Origin of the sequence: Photobacterium leiognathi (assembly GCF_030685535.1) — a bacterium.
Classification (GTDB): domain Bacteria; phylum Pseudomonadota; class Gammaproteobacteria; order Enterobacterales; family Vibrionaceae; genus Photobacterium; species Photobacterium leiognathi.
Genome location: NZ_CP131601.1, coordinates 330,756 through 352,643, shown reverse-complemented (window position 1 = coordinate 352,643; position 21,888 = coordinate 330,756). Strand labels below are relative to the sequence as shown.

Genomic DNA, 21,888 nt, shown 5'->3' with positions numbered 1-21,888 from the left:
TTTTCTTTATCACGATAACAACAGGCTTTATTCTGTGCCGCCCACTGTCATTGAATCAATTTTCAGTGTTGGCTGACCAACACCCACTGGCACACTTTGACCAGCCTTACCACAAACACCAACACCACGGTCGATATCTAAATCGTTACCCACCATAGACACTTGCTGCATGGCTTCAATACCACTACCAATTAATGTTGCACCTTTGATTGGACGAGTGATCTTACCGTTTTCAATTAAGTAAGCTTCAGATGCAGAGAATACAAACTTACCAGATGTAATGTCGACCTGACCACCACCAAAGTTTGGTGCGTAAATACCTTTCTTCACACTTGAGATAATCTCTTCTGGCGTATGCTCGCCTGGTAGCATGTAGGTATTTGTCATACGCGGCATAGGTAAGTGTGCGTAAGATTCACGACGACCATTACCTGTCGGTGCCACACCCATTAGGCGAGCATTGAGCTTATCTTGCATGTAGCCTTTTAGCTTACCGCCTTCTACCAATACATTATATTGTGCAGGTGTACCTTCATCATCGATGTTTAATGAACCACGGCGATCAACCAAGGTGCCATCATCAACAATAGTACACAGTGATGAAGTGACTTGCTCACCAAGTTGACCAGAGAACATAGATGAGCCTTTGCGGTTAAAGTCACCCTCTAAGCCATGACCTACCGCTTCGTGCAATAACACGCCCGGCCAACCTGCACCTAGTACCACAGGCATAGTACCTGCAGGTGCGGCTTCTGCTTCAAGATTCACTAAAGCTTGGCGAATGGCTTCATCAGCAAAGTGCAATGCTTGGCTCTTACCCTCGGTTTCCACAAGGAATGCTTCGTAGCCATAACGACCACCGCCACCAGCACTACCACGTTCGCGCTTGTCGCCTTTTTCGACTAACACACTAATTGATAAACGAACCAATGGACGAATATCCGCAGCATAAGTGCCATCAAGGGCGGCCACTAATACTTCTTCGTATACGCCATTAATGCTAACAGACACTTCTGTTACCAATGGCTCTTTAGTACGAATGTAGCGATCAATTTCTTCCAATAAGGCAATTTTTTGGAATTTATCTAAACTACCTAATGGATTCACAGGCGCATAAATACCCGATGAGGTTAATGGACTGAAGGCTTGAACCTTGCCATTACCACCTTGACGCACAATACCACGTGCTGCTTTCGCACTTTGGGTTAACGCTAATTGGTTAATTTGATCGGAATAAGCAAAACCTGTTTTCTCGCCAGCAACAGCACGTACACCAACACCGCGATCGATATTAAATGAACCATCTTTAATGATGTTGTCTTCCAATACCAGAGACTCATGCCAGCAAGATTGGAAATAAATATCAGCATAATCGACATCTCTTGCGGCGATCAGCCCTAAGATATTATGCAGCTCATCACGGCCCAGACCTGATTGGTCTAGCATGGTAGTTTCTACGGTGTTAAGGGTCATTAATTTGCTCTTAAATTATTTAGCGCGGTTGAACAGAAAATTTAGCATGTTCGGCAACAGGCATATTTGCGCGGATCTTTTCAGATAATTGTAAATCAATATTGGCAGTCAGAACACCAGTGCCTTGCTGCTGACAAGCAACAATGTGTCCCCAAGGATCAATAATCATCGAATGTCCCCAAGTTTCACGCCCTTCATTGTGCTCTCCCCATTGTGCTGCAGCAACTATCCAACACTGGGTTTCAATTGCACGAGCACGCAGTAACACTTCCCAATGAGCTTTACCTGTGAGTTTAGTAAAAGCAGCAGGTATAACAATGATGTCAGCACCTTGTGCTCGTAACTCACTGTATAGCGTTGGGAAACGCACATCATAGCAAATCGACATGCCGATATTACCGTAAGGCGTCGCAACAACTTTGATCTCATCACCTGCTTTGAATGTATCGGACTCACGGTAGCTATGGTGTTTATCAGCGACATCCACATCAAACATATGCAGTTTATTATAATGTGCTTTTAACTGACCTTTATCGTCATAAAGCAGGCTGGTTGAAGTGATAGTTCCATCAGAATGACGAATTGGCATTGAACCGAGTAACAACCAAATACCCAGCTTTTCAGCAAGTGCCGACAGCTCAGTTTGGAAAGGACCATCATTTAATGGCTCTGCCCATTGCAGGTAATCATCTTTACTACCAAATACCAAAGTATTTTCTGGCGTGACGACAAGTTTAGCGCCTTGTAGCTGAAGTCCTTTTACCTTCTTCTTTAATTTACTTAAATTATGCTCAGGATCGGCTCCCGAATTCATTTGTACTAAACCAATCTTCGCCATGAAATGCTCCCTGAACTTAAATCTAATAACATGTTGTTATCACTCAATAACTAACCATGATGATATTGTTGTACCACCACTAGAAATTAACGCAACCTATTCATTCATCACTCTTTCGGCACTGTGTATTCACCGGATAATCGAGAACGCTCAAGCACTTTTGGTGCATCAATCGGCCCTGTAACTTGATAATTCACCTGAGTGATCACATCTAATACGGGTGATAATACGGTTGATATTGCAAACACATATAACGCGGTTTGAGGAGCAACAGCAAAAGCCGTTAATACCAGTAAGCCTGAGGTGAAGTCGGGGATAAATTTCACGTTGACATCCACCGTTTCATTAACCAAATTAACCTTACCTTTAATGTACATATCACCTGCTAGCGCCTGCATTTTGATATTGTCACTCTGGAAAATACCTTGCTTGATCACACCAGTACCTTGGATATAGTTAAACGCCAAACCGTTATCAAAAACACCTGAGAAATCGAGCTGCATCTTACGAATGATGGAATCTAGGCTAAACAAACCCAATAATCGCCCAGCACCAAATGCGCCACTCACCAAGCCTTTACCAATATCCGTCGTGACTTTGCCATTCAATGTGCGTCGCTCCATCGCCCAAGGAGAACCTAACCAAGAAGCTGATACCTGAGTATCAAATGATGCATTTTGCACACCACCTTCAATTCCAAAGCGATGAAGTAAATCAGAGCTGTTTTTACCTTTTACCGTAAAATCAAGATTGGTATGGTTTCGATCGTCTTTAAAAGACCAACGGCCATTGGCGTCTAAATTGATATTACCTGCACTGACTGATAATTTTTTAAGCGTTAATGTATTTGTTGATTTGGTAATTGCAGCACTCACTTGTCTTAAACGATAACCTTGTAACCAAGCATCAGAAACCGTCAGATCAATGGCGGGGATTGAGGACATAATATGGCGGTCAGCAGCAGTGACAATAGGCGATGAAAGCAGTTTTGTTTTTTCCACTTGGGCTTTATTTACTACCGTTGCGCTCGAGGCTGAAGTAGATGCTGATTTCTTATCCCACAGTGGAACATTCACATGTAAGCGTTTGAAAATGGCATTCACCGCCCCTTTCATATCCCAAGTGATATAACCTGCAGCTTGGCGACTATCAACTTTCAAAGACCATTGACGGCCATGACGAGCAACAAGATCAACGTCGTTCCACACTAAACCACCCAGCGTTAATTGCTTCACTCTTGCCGTGATTTTATTCGGGATAGGCAAAGTAAAGTCATTACCAATAGGCTTTTTACTCTGGCTTGATTGATGCCATGAACTTGCTACTGCTATCCAAGGATCAATATCGAACGTGTTGGTATCAACGCTCACCACATGACCGATCCCTAATGATGATTTCAACTCTTTTTTACCTATCATCAAATCGCTTGCGGCAAGTTGTGGTTTGCCATTAATCAGGTTTACATGCGCTTGGTAAGCTGTATCCGGTAACTGTAATTGACCATCAAAGCCTTGTGCATTGCCATCAACTTTTACCGTCATAAACTGTGACTGATTAAGCTTTGGTTGATGGTTTAATGGATAAGGTAAATCACTCTTAATATGTGCAAGTGGCAATACACTTTTAACGTTATAAGCAAAGCTATCGTCTTTTAAATCAACTTGTACTGCTGTTTTCCAAGCACTGGTTCCGGATAAATACTTTAATAATTGAGCAGGAACATAAGGCTGTAAACGAGCCACTTGCCAATCGCCAGCGACATCAACATTGACACGGTAATGCCCATCTTCAACAGTATTTCCTGTAAATCCAAGCTTAATGGGCTGTTCAAATAGCTTGCCGTTTAAATCTTTGGCTTCGATTTTTTCATTATCAAAGGTTAAGCTGCCTTGAGCATGATCTACCGTCAGTGGTGGCGTTGCTAAATCAATACGATTATCTTTAAAGAAAACCTCACCTTTCGCATCAACATCGCTACCATCAAACGGAATATCGAGATTTAATTTGGCGCTAATCCGCCCATTGACAGCTACGGTTTGCAGCGTACTTCCTACCGAATCGGCTAATGGTGTTGCTAGCATATAGTCAGTGACATCCTTACCTTGCGCTGCAATATTAAGCGCAAGCTTTAAATGTCCATCTTTTGCTAATTTCGCATCACCCACAACATTCGAGCCTATCGCCGACATGGTTTTTACATGGCTGGCGTTGATCGTCATACGATCATTTTTAAAACCTAAATCAAGATCTAAATCAGTCAATAATGATCAATGAGGATCAAATTGAAATTTCGCCTTTTTAAGCGGTACATCCACTTTAAAAATGCCGTCATGCTTAGGGTATGGGAAAGTATTCAGCGGGCCAAACCACAGTAATTTGGCATCTTTAACTGTGCCGCCCTTAATCGCTGTCGCTAAATAATGGGTTAACTTATTACCCAATGCAGGGCGAGGTAAATAGCGCCATGTTTGTCCAGCATCTTTTACCGATGCTTCACCATAAAAGGCTAGCCATGTCGGTGCATTTGAATAAAAGTCGAGTCTAAATTGACCTTTAGCTTGGAGATCAGGGGTCACCACATTGAGCTTATCACTCCATAATGTGGTGCTGTTTTCATCGCGATGCCAGTAAGCGTCAATATCGGCTTTATTAATATTAAGCGGTTTCGGAAATACCGTGCCATACGGCAGCGCATCATCATCCACTCGCAAAGCCACTACACCTTTTGTCGTATCACCAGCAACATGCACATGTAATTTATTAATACCAGGTAGTAACTGCCATTGCTTAAAGGCCAGATCGTCTACATCAAACGAAAAACGCGGTGCTTTTTTGGCATTTCCTGCGACACGAATATTAGTTATTGATCCTGTTGGCTGTAGCTGTTTAATTGCTTCTGTCGCACTACTAGTTTTAGGTAGAAAGGAGGTTAATGGTAACAAGCGTTCCAATTCAATATTGGTTAACGTCGCTTTCCAATTAGCCAATTGATGTTGTCCATTTAAAGCAAATTGCGCTGCAATATCAAATTGAGGCCACGCAATACCATCAGTCGCCAGATCAAATTGCTCCGTATCAACTCGCCATACTTGTTGTTGCTTATTGATCTTTTCAGGCTGTAATGCGACGAGCCCCTTCTCAATCACAATCTGGTGCGGTTTCTTATTTGTTATCCAATCAATATGACTATTAGCCAATTGCAGTATTGCAGATTCAATCGTGCCTTGATCTAACGTTAGCCATGCCTGTAACCCAATACTGCTATCGGTAATATCAGCCACACCTGCAAATTTTTTACTTAGCCAAGGCGTCACTGAAACACTTTGGCCTTTTAAGTACAGAATGCCACTTAAACTGGATAAGCCGCCTTCTTCTTTCACATCTAGACGTACTTCAATTTTCCCCAACTGACTATCCACCACCCCAACACTACCTTGTGCTAAGTGGTGACCATCATCATTACGCCAATTGAGTTGTTTCACTGCAAGTTTGAGCGGTTTCCCTGATGGAGATGGCACTGTGATCGTGGCATCTTTTAAGACCACATCATCAATACGAGTAAAGAACAATTGCTCTAAACGCTTGGCGAGGGAAACATCTGAAGAACTGTTTGTTGAAGATGTTTGTGGCAGTTTAGTGACATCAAAATCAAACTGCGCGATTTGCACTGTTTTAAAAACAGGTCGAAAGGTCAAAACAGAGCGCCAAAAATCAAAGTAGATCTCTGAACGTCCTACTTCAACTAAAGGCGTGTCATCATCATGCTCAGCAACGGCAAGCTGAGTGAGCGTAATTTCAGGGCCAGCTGGACGCCAATGCCCATCAATGTGCGATACTGATATGCTGGTGTGTGTTTGCTGAGACAGCCACTGCGTAAGTGGCTGACGATAATTATCAATATGGGGAAGCAACAAGCGTATTGCGCTGATCAAGACCGCAAGTGTTACCGCGCCAATGACCACTAACCACAATATACCCCGTAAAACTTTTACGAGTATGCGATTCACTTACTGTTCCCCACTGCACCCATTACATCATTACCACATCAAACTGCTCTTGATTGTAAAGTGGCTCTGGCTTGATCTTCACTTGTTTACCAATGAACACTTCTAGCTCAGCCAACGCATGGGACTCATCACCTGTTAATGCCTCACCCACAGCAGACGACACATAAACAATGAATCGATCGGCATCGTAAGCACGATTAACTCGGGTAATTTCGCGTAGGATCTCGTAACAGACGCTTTCGACCGTTTTCACCGTGCCACGTCCATCACAAGAAGGGCAAGTGCCACATAACACATGCTCAATACTCTCACGGGTACGCTTACGGGTCATCTCAACCAAGCCTAATTGCGTAAAACCATTAATATTGGTTTTTACACGATCATACGACAGGGCTTGCTCAAGCGCTTGCAGCACACGCCGTTGATGCTCATCTGACACCATATCAATAAAATCGATAATAATAATGCCACCTAAATTACGAAGACGTAATTGACGAGCAATGGCTTTGGTCGCTTCAATATTGGTATTAAAGATGGTTTCATCTAAATTACGACGACCGACAAAAGCACCAGTATTGATATCAATGGTGGTCATGGCTTCAGTTTGATCAATGATCAAATAGCCACCGGATTTCATCTCGACTTTACGATCCAGTGAGCGCTGGATCTCAGCCTCGGTATCATACAGATCAAAAATCGGCTGCTGACCTGAATAATATTCAATATTTTCGGTAACTTCTGGTACAAATTCATCAGTAAATTCTTTCAGCTTTTCAAACGATAAGCGCGAATCCACTTTGATGTTATCAATTTCGGTGCCGACAAAATCACGTAAAATACGCTGCGCTAAACCTAGTTCACCGTATAGCATTGAACGAGGTTTATATTTCGCACGGCGCTCTAATACTTTACGCCATAAGTGCTTCAAAAATGCCGCATCTTGCGCCACTTCATCGGTATTCGCCCCTTCAGCTGCGGTACGAATAATAAAGCCGCCTAAATCGTCGCAATGTTGCATTACGGCTTTTTTCAAGCGGTCACGTTCTTTTTCACTTTCAATACGCTGAGAAACACCAACATGGCTCGCTCCTGGCATGAAAACTAAATAACGTGATGGCAAAGTAATGTCTGTGGTTAAACGTGCCCCTTTGGTACCCAGTGGATCTTTGACTACCTGTACAACAATATCTTGCCCTTGGCGCACTAACTCAGAGATATCGCGAACCTGAAACTGTTTTTTCTCATTTTCAGCCACACACTCAGTATGAGGAACGATATCTGAAGCATGTAAAAATGCCGCTTTATCTAATCCAATATCGACAAAAGCCGCCTGCATACCAGGAAGTACACGGCTTACACGCCCTTTGTAAATATTTCCGACGATACCGCGTTTAGATTCACGTTCAATGTGGATCTCTTGCAGTACGCCATGTTCAATCATTGCGACGCGTGTTTCACTTGGCGTCACATTGATCAGCAGCTCAGTGCTCATGGTTGCCTCTACTTATAACTTTAAAAAATCTTGCAGCAGGATGTCGGTTTCTACTAACGGTAACCCCATCACTGCATAAAAACTGCCATCAATACGTTCAACGAATTTGCCACCCAAGCCCTGAATGCCATAACTTCCCGCTTTATCTTGCGGCTCACCACTCTGCCAATATTTTTTGATCTCGTTATCTGACAAAGTCTTGAACCACACTTGTGTGATGACTAACTTGGTTTCTACACGTGTTTTCGTTGCAACGGTTACTGCTGTCATAACTTGATGCTGACGACCAGACAACAGTTTCAGCATACGCTCTGCATCTTGAAAATCGACTGGTTTTTCCAATATTTGCTGATCTGCCACCACAATTGTGTCAGATCCTAAAATCGGTAAGTCTTGCACCGCGGCTTTTACGCCCGCTAATGCTTTATCACGGGATAAACGTTGAACATATTGCTCAGGGCTTTCACCTTGTTGGTGACACTCTTCCACATCCACAACAACACGTTCAAAGTGGTAACCCAATTGAGTTAATAACTCCATTCGACGAGGCGAACCTGAAGCAAGATATAATTGAATTGCAGACATGTTACACCTCGAATCTAATCTTTATACTTTAAATACATTTAATTATAAATAAGGGGAATACCAAATTGGCTTCCCCTTATTTCATATTTCTAACGAATTGAGAGCTTGCGACGTATTCGTCGAAGCAATAAGAACAACCACGGCCATAAGATAAAGTTTAATAATACCGCCCAAAGTTGTTGTGGTTCAAAGCTCACACTCGAGACCAAATATTCTGCCCAAAACTCAATTAACTTACCGACTAATGAAAGCAAGGCAAAAACAATCGCCTGTTGGCCTAATGATAGGTTTCGTAACACCCTAAAGTTAAGGGCAACGATGTACGCGATTACCGACATCATTAAACCACGAACACCCAGTGTTGATCCTAAAATCAGATCCCACAGTAGACCAATGATCAGTGCCGTACCAACGTTCACACGGTGAGGCAGCGCTAACACCCAATAACAGGTGATCAGCAATACCCACGAAGGGCGAAACGGCTCTAACTCTCCCGGCCATGGCGCAGCTTGCAATACCAGAGCAAAGATAAAAGACAGCCAAATCCAAATTCGGCCATGTGCTTGGCTAGTTGACATGCGTCACCTCATTGGTTGGCTTTTTCTGCTCAGCAGACACCGTGTTTTCTGATGTTGCTGGCTTTGCTTCTGCAGTTGATCCAAGCGTTGATACTGCACCAGATACCGCAGAAGTTTCAGCCGCTGGTGTCTCTGACATGCTCTCACGAGGCGTTAGTCACACTAATAATAAGTAACGTAGACGGTCAAATTGCACCGTTGGTTTTGCCATGATCTGAGCAAATGGACGCTTATTATCAAACGAAAATTCAGTAACGCGAGCAACCGGATATCCTTCTGGATAACGACCACCTAAGCCAGAACTTACCAATAAATCACCAACACGAATATCGGTACTACTAGGCACGTGCTCTAGCTGAATTTCATCACTTTTACCTATACCGGTTGCAATAACACGAATGTCATTACGTACCACTTGTACAGGGATCGCATTATTTGGGTCGATCAATAATAATACGCGGCTATTATGGGCACCAACATAGGAAACCTGACCAACAATACCTTTATCGTTGATAACAGGCTGGCCTTCATAAACCCCATCGACGCGTCCTTTATCAATCATCACCTGATAACTATAAGAATCAGAATCAACCGCCATAACCTCTGCGATCATCTTACGTTCACCACGAACAAACGGTGAACCTAATAAATTTCTTAAACGCTGGTTTTCTTGCTGTAGTTGATCAAGCAATAGCACATTACTTTTCATCATTAGCAAATCACGCTTCAACGCTTTGTTTTCAGCTAATAATTGCTTATGTGAACTCATTTGCCCATTCAGGCCATCCAATAATTCACGAGGTAAATTAGCAGCATATTGAAGCGGAGCGATTGCTGAGTTCAAAAAGTAACGAACATCGGCAAAAGCACTAAGACGATTATCGGCTAGCATTAAGCTAGCCGATAATAATATGGCAAGAAACAGGCGTAATTGCAGAGATGGGCCTCTGCCAAAGATAGGTTTCATCTAACACTATGACCTGTTTTATAGAACACTAACGCAGGCATTATTCTTCGCTGAAGAGATCGCCACCATGCATATCAATCATTTCTAACGCTTTACCGCCACCACGAGCCACACATGTTAGTGGATCTTCAGCAACAACCACAGGAATACCTGTTTCTTCTGTTAGTAGACGGTCTAGATCACGTAGTAATGCACCACCACCAGTCAGTACCATACCACGCTCAGAAATATCAGAAGCTAGTTCTGGTGGACACTGCTCTAGTGCAACCATAACTGCAGATACAATACCTGTTAATGGCTCTTGTAATGCTTCTAGGATTTCATTTGAATTTAACGTAAAGCTACGAGGTACACCTTCAGCAAGGTTGCGACCACGCACTTCAATTTCACGAACTTCATCGCCAGGGTAAGCCGAACCGATTTCATGCTTAATACGCTCAGCTGTGGCTTCACCAATTAAGCTACCGTAGTTACGACGAACGTAGTTAATAACTGCTTCGTCAAAACGGTCACCACCGATACGTACTGATGATGAGTAAACTACGCCATTTAGCGAGATCACAGCAACTTCTGTTGTACCACCACCGATATCGATCACCATAGAACCTGTTGCTTCAGATACTGGCATACCAGCACCGATAGCAGCCGCCATTGGCTCATCGATTAAATATACTTCACGTGCGCCAGCGCCTTGTGCTGATTCACGAATTGCACGACGCTCTACTTGCGTTGAACCACAAGGAACAGCAACAAGCACGCGTGGGCTTGGGCGAAGGATACTATTGTCATGCACTTGCTTAATGAAATGCTGTAACATTTTTTCAGTTACATAGAAGTCAGCAATTACACCGTCTTTCATTGGACGGATAGCAGCGATATTACCCGGAGTACGACCAAGCATTAATTTAGCGTCATGACCTACCGCAGCAACACTTTTTGTTGCGCCTGCACGATCTTGACGGATTGCAACTACAGATGGTTCATCTAGAACGATGCCCTGTCCTTTGACATAAATAAGGGTGTTGGCAGTACCCAAGTCAATAGACAGGTCATTAGAAAACATGCCACGAAGTTTTTTAAACATAGTCTTCGGCTAATCCTGAAAGCTCAAAATTCGTTAAATTGGACTAAATGTACCAAGCGCTAGACACTGAAACAAGGCAAGGATTGTCAAACCTGCCACAGATTTGCAATTTATTTGCACTAAGGCTTAATTTAGCCCTTTTTCACCTCGATAAACGATACGATCATTGCCTCGATACACCCCAAAAGTCACCACGGCAGATGGATCTTCATCCCCTAATTCACGCCAATTGTAAGTGAGCCAAGGCTGGTATTCTTTATTGTCTTGGCTACAACCTATATCAACCGGAGCATCATTAGCGATTCGTAACCAAAAACGGGTTTGTTGTTTTTTATAATCATCCGGTTTAGAAAGATTAGGATGCGCTTCAATTTTATCGCTTTTACCTAATGTCACGTTATCTATCTTATTCGCGGTTAATATCGATTCATTCTCAGCACCTGTCGGATGTAATGCCACCTTACAGAAATAGTTACTATTATATTTAGAGCCACTATCATCACCATGTGTGACAAACTCAGTTCCATTCCAATGTTCAATTTTAAGTGGAATAGTGACAGGTTTATCAAACATGCTAATCGCGTCACTTAGTACCATGCGCCCATAATGTAAATTAGGTGTTGTCTCAAAATGGGCAACCTGCTTGCTATCAACATCATCTGTTACATCTTTAGCGGTATTGCGGATAAAAATAGGATCATGATGCGAGGAAATATACCCGCCCCAGCGACTATTCGAGTCATTCCAAGGTCCATCTTCCACTGTAGTTAACGGTGTTTTAGTCACTGATTTTCGTTCTAATAGCCATACTTGTTCAATGTCGCTATTCCAACGGCCTTTAAAGCTTTGCTCTGTTGAACGAGTAATATGATGATACGAGAAACGATCATTTAAGCTATTTAATGATGGATATTCATAAGCCATCAATGACACTTCTGCTTGGAAATCCGAAACAAAACCATTGTAGTTCTCGACCTGCTCACCCAATGCATTTTTTGCTTTGATCATCAGGTCAGCATTAAATGGCTGACTGAGATAAGCAAACTCATTATGCCCGTCAGGGTAGTTAAAACTATTAGGCTGGAGCTCTAAAAATTTAGGATAAAAACGTCCAAGATGGCGATAGCCTTGGTTAATCGTCATGGTTAAATATGGTGCTTTAGCATCAGCTTGTAAGCGAACACTACCCACTTCACTCCAAGATAAATCGGCATAGGTTAAAGTTTCAGTGTGTTCTTTTACTGTAATGCCTTGCAATTCACCAGGCTTACCATTCACTGGTGTTATTGAATGATCCGATGGAATAGATAATTCAACACGTGCTGCTGGAGCACCTGCTTTAAAAAAGTTAGGTGTTATTACGCTTTCACACAAATCAATGCTGTTAGAATACAGGCTATTAATATCTGCTGTTTCAGATCCCGCACTGCGCCAGACAATCGGTCTTACGTCCACATCAAATTTATCACCTGCAGCAACAAAGCCTTCACCTGACGATGATGTACCATCAGCCTTAACATAATCACCATCTTTATTTTTTGGGCATACGGCAAATGTCCACGGGCGAGCATGCACTTCAACAGAGCCTTCTAATTGTGTCCAATCAGCAAAACTTTTCGGTAGAGTATCTGATGGTAAAATATCGCAACCGTTAGATATTGAGCATTTAGGATCAGCAAGTTTTAAATCAACAATGCCTGCATCGGGATATCGTAATGAGAATTCAGCGACTCCATTTAGGAAAGAAAACGTTTCTTGTTGATTTTGCCAATCACTGCTGAGGGCTTTTAGCTCTAGGTCACCATTACCCTTCGTTGACGGCTGTAAAAATGCGCTCGAGATACTTAATAGCTTATTTCCACTATAACCTGTTGCAACCGTCGCTTCATCATTCTCACAAGCTAATGCTTTTATTTTTACCGCTGTAGGTTTACCCGCAATCACTTTCACAAGACTAAGTTCAAAACCAAATTTAAACGGCACAAAGGTATAATTACCTTTCACGATATTGGTTGATGGTGAATTATCTAATTGCCCAGTCACCGCAATATTGCCGATGTAATCATGGCTTTTTAATCGCAGCTGACCAATACCGTTAACAATATTAACGCTAGTCTCTTCCGAGATATCTTTATATGGCGTGTCACTATCGATTGGAAACCATGAGGCTTTTCCTGACTCTGTAATATTGGTTGTTACAGACACGCTGCCAGAATAAGTATCAGCCAGTGTTCCATCTTCTTTTTTGACACGGAACGTCACAGGGAAATAATCACAAGTTAATGAAAACGCTGTTTCAGGTTCGATTTCTAAAATGAAATTATCCGGTTTAGGATTAAAACATTCACTTTCACCAATAATTTTTGATTTATTAATTAGTTCTATCTGATTAATCGTTACCGAACCATATACTATTGCATCGTTACTTAAGTAAGTTTTTTTCTCTGAATATATTAACGCTTTTATAATAGATGCATTCGAAATTGCATTATATGTTTTAAATAACAAAGATGAAGTTGGTGGCTCATTATAGGCGTAAATTACCAAGTTATCTGAACTACCATCAATATTAATTAAAGCGCCATTAGTTCCTGACGTATGGTTAAAAGAGTAACCTCTGGTATATATAACTACTTTATTATTTTCTGGAATAACAATTCGAGAACCATTTACGATAAAACTATCAATCCAATATGTACCTGTTTTTAAGGTTAGTTTACTATTAGAATCTAAAGATAAAGTTTCAATCTTCATATCCTTATCTAAAGTTATAGAACCACCTCTAACAGATAGGCTTTTATATTGACTGTATGAGATCTCAGGTTCAATTTGTTTCCCTGCATCAAATGTATTACTACTTTTATTTTCTTCAAATTGAGGCAATTGAGGTTTATTCTCAAGATTTACAATTAAACTTTCACTCGCATTACATTTATCATCATCACAACCTTTTTCAAGGTTATTAAAAATATGTTCTTGGTTAAAACCAACATATCGTTTATTTTCACTTTCATAAGTATTTATTAATCTGCTACTTTGCCCTATCTGTAATAAAGGAAGATGTCTGCCTTCCCATGTTTGGGCTGGACCTAAAAAATACTTACATTCATCACCAGTTACAGGTTGCAAGCTCGGCTTTTTAGCAAAAGCCAAGAAACCTACTTTTTCATTAGTATGTCTTCTGCTAGAAATATTTGTACTCTCAGGAATATCTTCATCAATAACAAAACTTACACTGTTATTTTTAAGTGCACAGCGACGTAACCAACCGCCTTGACCACCATTTCGAGTCAATTTACCTGCGATAACATTCGGTAAAATAGCGTAGTTTTGGTTGCTAAATATTATATCCGAATCACATGTATATTGTAATGGTTTAGTTTTTCTACTATTAGCAATGACTTCCGCAAGAGTAAACTCATAGTCATATCCCTGCGTTTCTCCAACATTTGGTAAGCTAACAAGGTATGCCACTCTTTCATTATCATCCAAAAAACTCTTTGTTCTATTAACTCGAGTCAATTCAAGACTTAAATCAAATTCAGATGAACTGATATTATTTATAGCAGTTGTTAACCAACGTTCATTTTTTCTAGTCTGAACTTCAGACAATATTATAGGTGATTGATTTATAAACTCAGGTAAATTAATAGTTTGATAGGCAGGATCTGACTGCTTACCCGCAGATACAAATCGCTTTGTTGAAATAACCTTAGCAAAGACTTTATGACCATCGTCAAATTCAGTTATTCCTGCTTCGATAGCTAAATAAGAAATAGTTGGCATTTTATTTTCCCGTAAGTTCGAATATTGTTTTGCTAGAGGAGCAACAACCTGAGCTACAGAAAAAGATGATTTAGTAACGTTTAATAATGACAATGTCTGTGGTGCATCATCATCAGTATTAATACTCGGTATAGTGGGCATCAAAAAGACAAGAGGTCTCGTTGAAAATGATTTTTTAAATGTAATTTTACAACCAGGTTCGTCATCATAACTATCTTCTGATTCTTCAACTACTAAAGAAGAACATGCACTAGTATCGAATGAACCAAATTCATATTCGCCAGCATTAACCTGAAAAGCAATCAGCGTAGAAAACAAAAATAATAATAAAGTTTGAAAGCACGCCTTCATAAAAATCCCTTTAAGCAATAACTCAGAGTACCTAAATGCCCTGTAGATATCTAACAGGTTTCATATTAATATTTTAATTATTAACAAAGCAAACATCTACTGTTAGATCTAATAATTACCCATAAAAAAAGCCGAGAGCTCACGCTCTCGGCTTTTTGAATAATAAATGTGATTTATTGGTAATCTACAGAAGGGATTCCAGGCTCCTCTCTGTACAATATGCGATCATTACCACGGAAAACACCGAAGGTAATAACAGCTGAAGGATCTTCATCCCCTAATTGTCGCCAGTTATAACGCAGCCAAGGTTGATTAACATTAGTACCAAAACATTCAACCTTATTCTTACCTTGTTGCTTAGGTTTGGATGTTTCAAGTCGTTGCCATAGTCGTACCTGTTGTTTGTAAACAGGAATGCCACTGTCCACACCGTAACCTTTCACGTTACTTGGCTCAGCCATAAAACTGCCTGAGAGCGCTTCACCAGCAACGATATTGTCGCTACCTGATGTTTTTGCTGAGCTTTTAGCATCACTAGGAGTAATGCTAACAACCTGACGACAGTAATTAGCACCATCAAACCGCGAGATTGAGTCCTTACTGCTTTCAACAAACTCACTGCCATCCCAATATTCGACTCGTAACGGCACAGCCAACGGTTTACTCATATCACCGCCAACACTCTCTAATACCATACGTCCGTATCGTAGATCGTTCTCACCAACCTTAGCCCCATCATCATTGACTTTTTCGCCAGACCAAGTCACTTTATCTGGTCGCGTTTTTTGATGTACACGTAGCTCCCACTTACGAAACGGTCCATCTTCCTTAGTGGTCGTGGTGTTTACATAGTGTCGTGGAACAACAAGATTTGACGATGAATACCTAACTTCCGCGTAGCCTTCGTTACCTTTACTCCAAGAATCAATCGTTGGTGTCGATAAGCGATTATTACCATGACTTTGCTTTAATCGATCAGCAATAGATAAATAACTGCCTTCGTTATTGCCCGTTTTAAATTCAAATTGACTCTGATACTCAGGGCTGAACAAAAGATAGTTTTTCACCGGATTATTAGCACTATTAAATGCATTAATCACGAAGCTCGCTTCAAAAGGCTGATCCATATAGGTAAATTTACTGATAGCAGGTTTTACATCATTCTGAGAGAAAGCAAAATACTCAGGATAAAAACGACCTATATGACGCTTACTCTTATCAACATTGTTACCTCTCTCTATGTAATTTTCCATTCCAACTGTTAGCCAGATACTGCCTACTTCTGACCATGAATTACCTTTAACTAAGATCCCTTTAAGTCTTGTATCAACAGTTTGTGAGCCAGCTTTATATGCTCCCATCACGCCTTTATTTGGAGTATGCAAGCTTGCAGACAACGTTATGCCACTGCCCATTCCTGGCGCATCAGAAGCTAAAAAGTTTTCTGTTACCGAATAACCACAATAATCTTGGTTAGACACATCAATAACGCCCGACTCGTTTGTACCTGTTTGCCAAACTAATGGCTTTAATAACAAATCAAAGTTGTTACCAGCAAAGGTATAACCTTCCCCCTTATCTTTGTAATATGCGGTACCATTTGCTAGTCGAAATTCATTTCTGCCATTAAAGGTTAATGGGCAAATTGCAAACATCCACGGTCTTGCATTAATAGCAATCGATCCGGTTAATCCATTAGGAAGCTGCTTACGCAACGCTTTTGCCTCTTTGGTTTTGTTTGACGTTAAGAAGCAATTACTGCCAGTACAATTTGGATCAGAGACATGCCATACAATCACGCCAGCATCGCGGTATCGTAAAGTCAGTGGCTCAGATATTCCTTTATTAAATTCTACTTTTGCCTGTTTAGAAGCACCTGTTGATGGATCTATATGTATCCCTTTCACTATTTCTACTGTGATAGGATTATTAGGATCGGCTGCCTTTTTCGGAGCTTGATATTGCGTTGAAAAGTCTAATAGTTTTGTACCACTATAATTTTCAATCGGCTTGATATTCGTGCCCGTTGTGCAAGTCATAGCGGTAATTTTTGCAGGGAAATTTTTACCTGCCACAATATTGTGACCATCATTAAGATCTACAGAGAAACCACCAGGGATAAAGGTGTAATTACCTTCTGGTGCATCACCTGCCATAAACTCAATACTTGCCGTTATTTTCAACGTCTCAGCACCATTTGGTAACACCCAAATAACTGCATGTTGTTTTTTTGCTGGCAACGTAAATGTATGAGTCCCCGCAGTAAACTTATGAGATGATGTTAGCGCTGAATTATCAGCCCAAATGCCGCCTGTTGACGAGGTAATATTAACCGTAATATCACCGTCAAATTCTTTAGTACCATCCTCTGATGTCACATTAAAATCAACTTGCTGGGCATGACATAACGTCTTGGTGACTTCTGTTGGTGTGATTGTAAGTTCAAATTCAGGTTCAGGCTCAGGATCAAAACAGGCACTACTACCGATAATCTCAGTTTCTAAGTTATTCACATCACCTGTCATAGTGATATCAGGCGCTGTTACCGCACCGGTAATACGAGTGATCTGATTATTCAAGCCATCACTCATCGTAATTCGTTTCTCTGAGTAAATTAAGCTTGTGATCTGACTGCCTTTGTTTAGATCAACGAAATCTCTAACGGGAGCAGAGTCTTCCGGAGTATGAACAACAATAAATAAGTCATCAGCAACCCCTGATAGAGGTTTTATTGTTGAGCCAGTCAAACTCATATTTTTAACATGGACAGTTGAGCCCGTTGGAAACGTAATTTCTTTATTACTTAGATAGATACTATCAAACCAAAAAACTGTTCTGTTCCCAAAATCACGTTGTGACTCTAATATTCCATCATCAACAGCAGGCCATGTATCTAGTACTTGCTTCTTGGCAAATAAGCTTGGATACGACTGGGCTGTATAACACTTTTCACCATTACAATAATTATTTTCACCCGCCGTCGAGTTAATTGTATTGAAACCAATATAGCGTTTGCCTTCTTTTAACGCTGAACCTTTAATTAATATGTTATGACTAGCATTTAATGCACCAGTAGAGCTTTGCCATGTCTGTGCAGGTCCTGGGAATACATTACAGACTTCTTCTGATGCTCGACGTTGGAAGGCCATAAAGCCCACGATTTCATTAGCATGTTGACGCTCTGGATTCTTATGTTCATTTAAGTCTTCATCGTTAACAAAACTCACCTCAAGAACATCTTTCCCCGGCTTTTTCTGATTTTTACATAAACGGATCCAGCCCCCGTTAGGGCCTAAGCGAGAGTTTTTAGATGCGATCACTAAGATAGGGTTCTCAGATTGTGCAGAAAAATCAAAATCACTACCTTTTAAATCTGTAAAGCCAGCACATTGCTCCTTAATCGGCTTAGTGATTTTATCAATACCTTTATAATCACCATCTAATGTATTCGGTGTTTCTGCAGGGCCTAAAGCAAACTGTAGCCCTTTGTATAAGCCACTACCCTCAACTAATAAATAGCCAATCGTCACATCATGATTGAGCACATATTTGGTTTCAGAGCTATCAACCCCTACATAAAAATATCCATCATTGTTTGCGCCTTGATTGATACTTCCTCGAATAATAAATGGCGTTATCCACTCAGATTCTGTACCTGTAGAAGAAATAACTGACGGTTTATTTCTCGGCTGAATTTCTGCAATACCACCAGGTTTCTTGCTCTTAAACCCACTAGGAATAGTAACTCGTGTTACTTTACCTTTATTTATCAAAGGATCGAGTTTGCCGTAATCAATATCACCCTTATTCGTTTGAAATTTAGGGTCTTTAGCATCCAGTTGTTTATTTACTTTTAGTTCTGCTGCAGTAATACGGCCATTATTACCTAATGCAATAGTGCCTTTCTCCATTGCAAAATAAGTAATTTTGCGCATTGGAATACGGTATAAGGTATAAGTTTTATCTTTAAAGTGATGCCATTTCGTTTTCCAAGAAGACCATGCTCCCCATAAGCTATCCTCATTTTCTAAACGAATTGAACTCGATACTGTTGGGTAAACCTGACGTACGCCAAATGCGTATGTATTGCCTTTTTTATAGATACGAGTAATTTTTAATGACGATGGAGCATCACGACCATTATCTGTAATGGTCGGCATGAGAAATATTAAAGGTTTAGTGGTAAATTCTTTATTTAAAACAATTTCACACTCATTATTAATACAGCCATTAGGTTGCGAGATATCACTTTGACCAAAATCGAAAACAGGACCATCATCGCTCGCATAGGCGGTTCCCATTAACATCATCAATGTGAAAAAAGAAACAAAAATCTTACTCATTCTAACCCTTTCGCCCATACTTCTTGGGTACGCGTCATTGCTACGTCATTACTACCGCAGGTAGCTGTACTTTCTAAACGATATTCAGTAATTGGAGACTTTCCTGCAATCTGTATCTGTTTCATCGTGCACTGTATTTTTTCGACTTTGCATCCCGTTTGAAACCGAGGCATTGTGTTTGCTATATCTTCTGCTGAATAAGTTTTACAAGCAGTAGCGTCACTTTCTAATGGTTTACCTAGTGGGAAAAGCTTGGTTAATACCACTTCATTAGCGGAATGAGCAGTAAACCATGCGCGAGTACCGAGAACTTCTTTCGTAGTCATGGTTTGGCTGGATGTGCCAATTTTAGTCATCACCATTGCCATCAATCCCATCACTACAATGACGAACAGAACGATCATTAAGCCACTACCACGCTGCTTGTTATAACTGCTATAAGACATTCATCACCTGCACACTATGGTTATAATCCGACTTTTCTTGGGTTCGTTGATCTAAGTACTGAATTGAGAAAAGTGCGATAGCACCACTATTTAATCCTGCTGATTGTACTTCTAGCGTAAAGGTATCAATATTATCTGCCATTAATACGCCCTTAAGTTCATCATTGACCTTTCGCACAATAGTCTTACCACTTTGGCAGTAACTGATCTTATCTTTATACAAATATAAGCGTTTACCCGGAGAAGCCGTTTTAATTGGCGAACTTAAGCTTAATAGATATGGATCATTAGCATTGGCTGGCTTGGTGATCCCATTCACTTTGATCGTGTTGTTTTGATACTGCTCGAAAGATGCAAAACCAACAGCCACCAAGTTGTTTTTGTTTTCCCAAGTCGTTGAATAATTAAATGGCGATATCGCAATGCTTGAGCTGTTATTAAGTAAATTCGAGTAATACACAGCAGGGGCGATAATAGGATAGAAGCTTAAGCAGCCGCCACTGGCACTCAAACTATTAGGTGCTGCATGGCGAATTTCTTTGGTCATCCTCGCGACGAGAAAACGGGCTTGTGACTGTAAACGTTCACGATCAACAGTATTGATATAACCTTTTACACCAATCGCAATATAGCTACCGATCCCAATCATAATGATCGACAACACAACAGTCGCTATCACCATTTCAAACAGGGTAAAACCACGAGGTTTAGTCATTAGTAATTCCCTCGATAAGCCATATAGTCGTAGGAACCATAACGTCCAGCATCAACCTTAACAGTGATCTTTTTAAGTGTTTGAGAAGGCCCGTAATTCACATCCACCGTGGCATAAATATGCGTGTAGTCGGCGTTATTTATCGCAGAATCACTTTTCTGACTTGGCATCAAATCAATAAGATCACCACGGCGAGAAGTCAAAGAGGGTTTTACATAAGCACTTTCACTATAAATATAGTTATCAGGACACTGCTTAGTATCCCCCCAACAGCCGATGAAATCATCCACATCATTTGCTAACGCACTATTACTTGCTTCAAGTGAATTATCAGGGCCAAATCTAGTTTCTAACGTGCACTTGTTGTCTACACCTTTACTTGTTGTCTCATTGCAACGATAAACCGTATCACCATTAGGATCTGAATGTTCATCAAACTGACGTGACAAGATTTCATTGAAAATAGCATCCGCAATCGCTGCCGAACGCGCTTGATAATGAGGTACCGCAGAGCGCTCAACTTGAGGAAAAAGAAAACTTACCAAGGTAATCATCGCTATTGCGAGTAAAACAATGGTAATGATCCCTTCAATTAAGGTAAAACCTCGTTGTTTTATGTGAGTATTCACTTACCACATACCTCATCATCTTTCTTTTTATACACATAGCCTTGGCTATTTATACAAATACTAGCGGTTTGTTTATTCTTTGCTGTTATCGTAATGGTACAACCGTTAGTACACACTAACGCTGCGTTTGTCGCAGACCCACTTGTCGGCTGTCCCAGCAGGTTAAAATATAAAATAGATGTTGGCGGCTCAGCTTTAGTTAGCGCAAAGGTGGTATTGGTTTGAGCTTCACGCAAGCTATCATCACTTTCTGTTACAGTAGACTTACACACCCCTAAACAACTATTCGTCACCTGTAATTGCTCGCCATGCCCTTGCATTGCAGATATTTGAATTTGGCGAATAACCGAAATCGCCTGATCACGTGTTAGCTGTGCATCAAACTCACTACGTCCAGAGAAACGAGCAGCCGCCGTGGCACTGATAATGCCAATAATCACGATCACCATAATTAATTCGACGAGGGTAAAACCTTGTTGCTGCTTCACATTATCACCTAAACGTTAATCATTTGTGCTTATTATGTAATTTATCAGATTTATACAAAAAAGGCGCAGCCGAATGACTGCGCCTTTTGTTTTAGCTAATTGCTAA

General features: G+C 40.8%; 13 protein-coding genes and 2 pseudogenes. All 15 read right to left on the bottom strand.

Features of this window, described 5'->3' with window-relative positions:
- Positions 1-27 precede the first annotated feature (27 nt).
- Positions 28-1,446 (bottom strand): metalloprotease TldD, encoded by a 1,419-nt coding sequence (tldD, locus tag Q7674_RS08525; RefSeq protein WP_439788128.1) that lies wholly within the window; start codon positions 1,444-1,446, stop codon positions 28-30.
- A gap of 46 nt (positions 1,447-1,492) precedes the next feature.
- Positions 1,493-2,311: a carbon-nitrogen hydrolase family protein gene (locus tag Q7674_RS08520; protein ID WP_045063188.1), complete on the bottom strand. Its 819-nt coding sequence runs from the start codon at positions 2,309-2,311 to the stop codon at positions 1,493-1,495.
- A gap of 107 nt (positions 2,312-2,418) precedes the next feature.
- A pseudogene (locus tag Q7674_RS21910) lies at positions 2,419-6,273 on the bottom strand (YhdP family protein).
- A gap of 67 nt (positions 6,274-6,340) precedes the next feature.
- Positions 6,341-7,810: a ribonuclease G gene (gene rng / locus Q7674_RS08510; protein ID WP_008987860.1), complete on the bottom strand. Its 1,470-nt coding sequence runs from the start codon at positions 7,808-7,810 to the stop codon at positions 6,341-6,343.
- Positions 7,811-7,822: 12 nt separating this feature from the next.
- Entirely contained in the window at positions 7,823-8,395 is a 573-nt protein-coding gene (locus tag Q7674_RS08505) for a Maf family protein (RefSeq protein WP_008987859.1), read from the bottom strand.
- Between the two features lie 89 nt (positions 8,396-8,484).
- Complete coding sequence (gene mreD, locus Q7674_RS08500) at positions 8,485-8,973, bottom strand: rod shape-determining protein MreD (protein ID WP_305423534.1); 489 nt, start codon at positions 8,971-8,973, stop codon at positions 8,485-8,487.
- Positions 8,963-9,112, bottom strand: a complete 150-nt coding sequence (locus Q7674_RS08495) for a hypothetical protein (protein WP_305423532.1) — start codon at positions 9,110-9,112, stop codon at positions 8,963-8,965. Before Q7674_RS08495 ends, mreD begins: the two co-directional genes overlap by 11 nt.
- Positions 9,113-9,133: 21 nt before the next feature.
- A pseudogene (mreC, locus tag Q7674_RS08490) lies at positions 9,134-9,940 on the bottom strand (rod shape-determining protein MreC); the annotation flags it as partial.
- A gap of 40 nt (positions 9,941-9,980) precedes the next feature.
- Complete coding sequence (locus Q7674_RS08485) at positions 9,981-11,024, bottom strand: rod shape-determining protein (protein WP_005371106.1); 1,044 nt, start codon at positions 11,022-11,024, stop codon at positions 9,981-9,983.
- A gap of 126 nt (positions 11,025-11,150) precedes the next feature.
- Positions 11,151-15,161 (bottom strand): DUF6701 domain-containing protein, encoded by a 4,011-nt coding sequence (locus Q7674_RS08480; protein WP_107229608.1) that lies wholly within the window; start codon positions 15,159-15,161, stop codon positions 11,151-11,153.
- A gap of 173 nt (positions 15,162-15,334) precedes the next feature.
- Complete coding sequence (locus Q7674_RS08475) at positions 15,335-19,504, bottom strand: DUF6701 domain-containing protein (RefSeq protein ID WP_305423529.1); 4,170 nt, start codon at positions 19,502-19,504, stop codon at positions 15,335-15,337.
- Positions 19,501-19,950, bottom strand: coding sequence for a hypothetical protein (locus Q7674_RS08470; protein WP_045063190.1), 450 nt, complete (start codon positions 19,948-19,950; stop codon positions 19,501-19,503). The genes Q7674_RS08475 and Q7674_RS08470 overlap by 4 nt, the downstream gene beginning before the upstream one ends.
- The gene (locus Q7674_RS08465; RefSeq protein WP_045063191.1) at positions 19,940-20,665 is read right to left on the bottom strand and encodes a PilW family protein; all 726 of its coding nucleotides are present in this window, start codon (positions 20,663-20,665) and stop codon (positions 19,940-19,942) included. The genes Q7674_RS08470 and Q7674_RS08465 overlap by 11 nt, the downstream gene beginning before the upstream one ends.
- Positions 20,665-21,294, bottom strand: coding sequence for a type IV pilus modification PilV family protein (locus Q7674_RS08460; protein WP_045063192.1), 630 nt, complete (start codon positions 21,292-21,294; stop codon positions 20,665-20,667). Before Q7674_RS08460 ends, Q7674_RS08465 begins: the two co-directional genes overlap by 1 nt.
- A complete protein-coding gene (locus tag Q7674_RS08455; RefSeq protein WP_045063193.1) occupies positions 21,291-21,782 on the bottom strand; it encodes a prepilin-type N-terminal cleavage/methylation domain-containing protein in 492 nt (163 codons plus the stop codon). The genes Q7674_RS08460 and Q7674_RS08455 overlap by 4 nt, the downstream gene beginning before the upstream one ends.
- Positions 21,783-21,888: the final 106 nt, after the last annotated feature.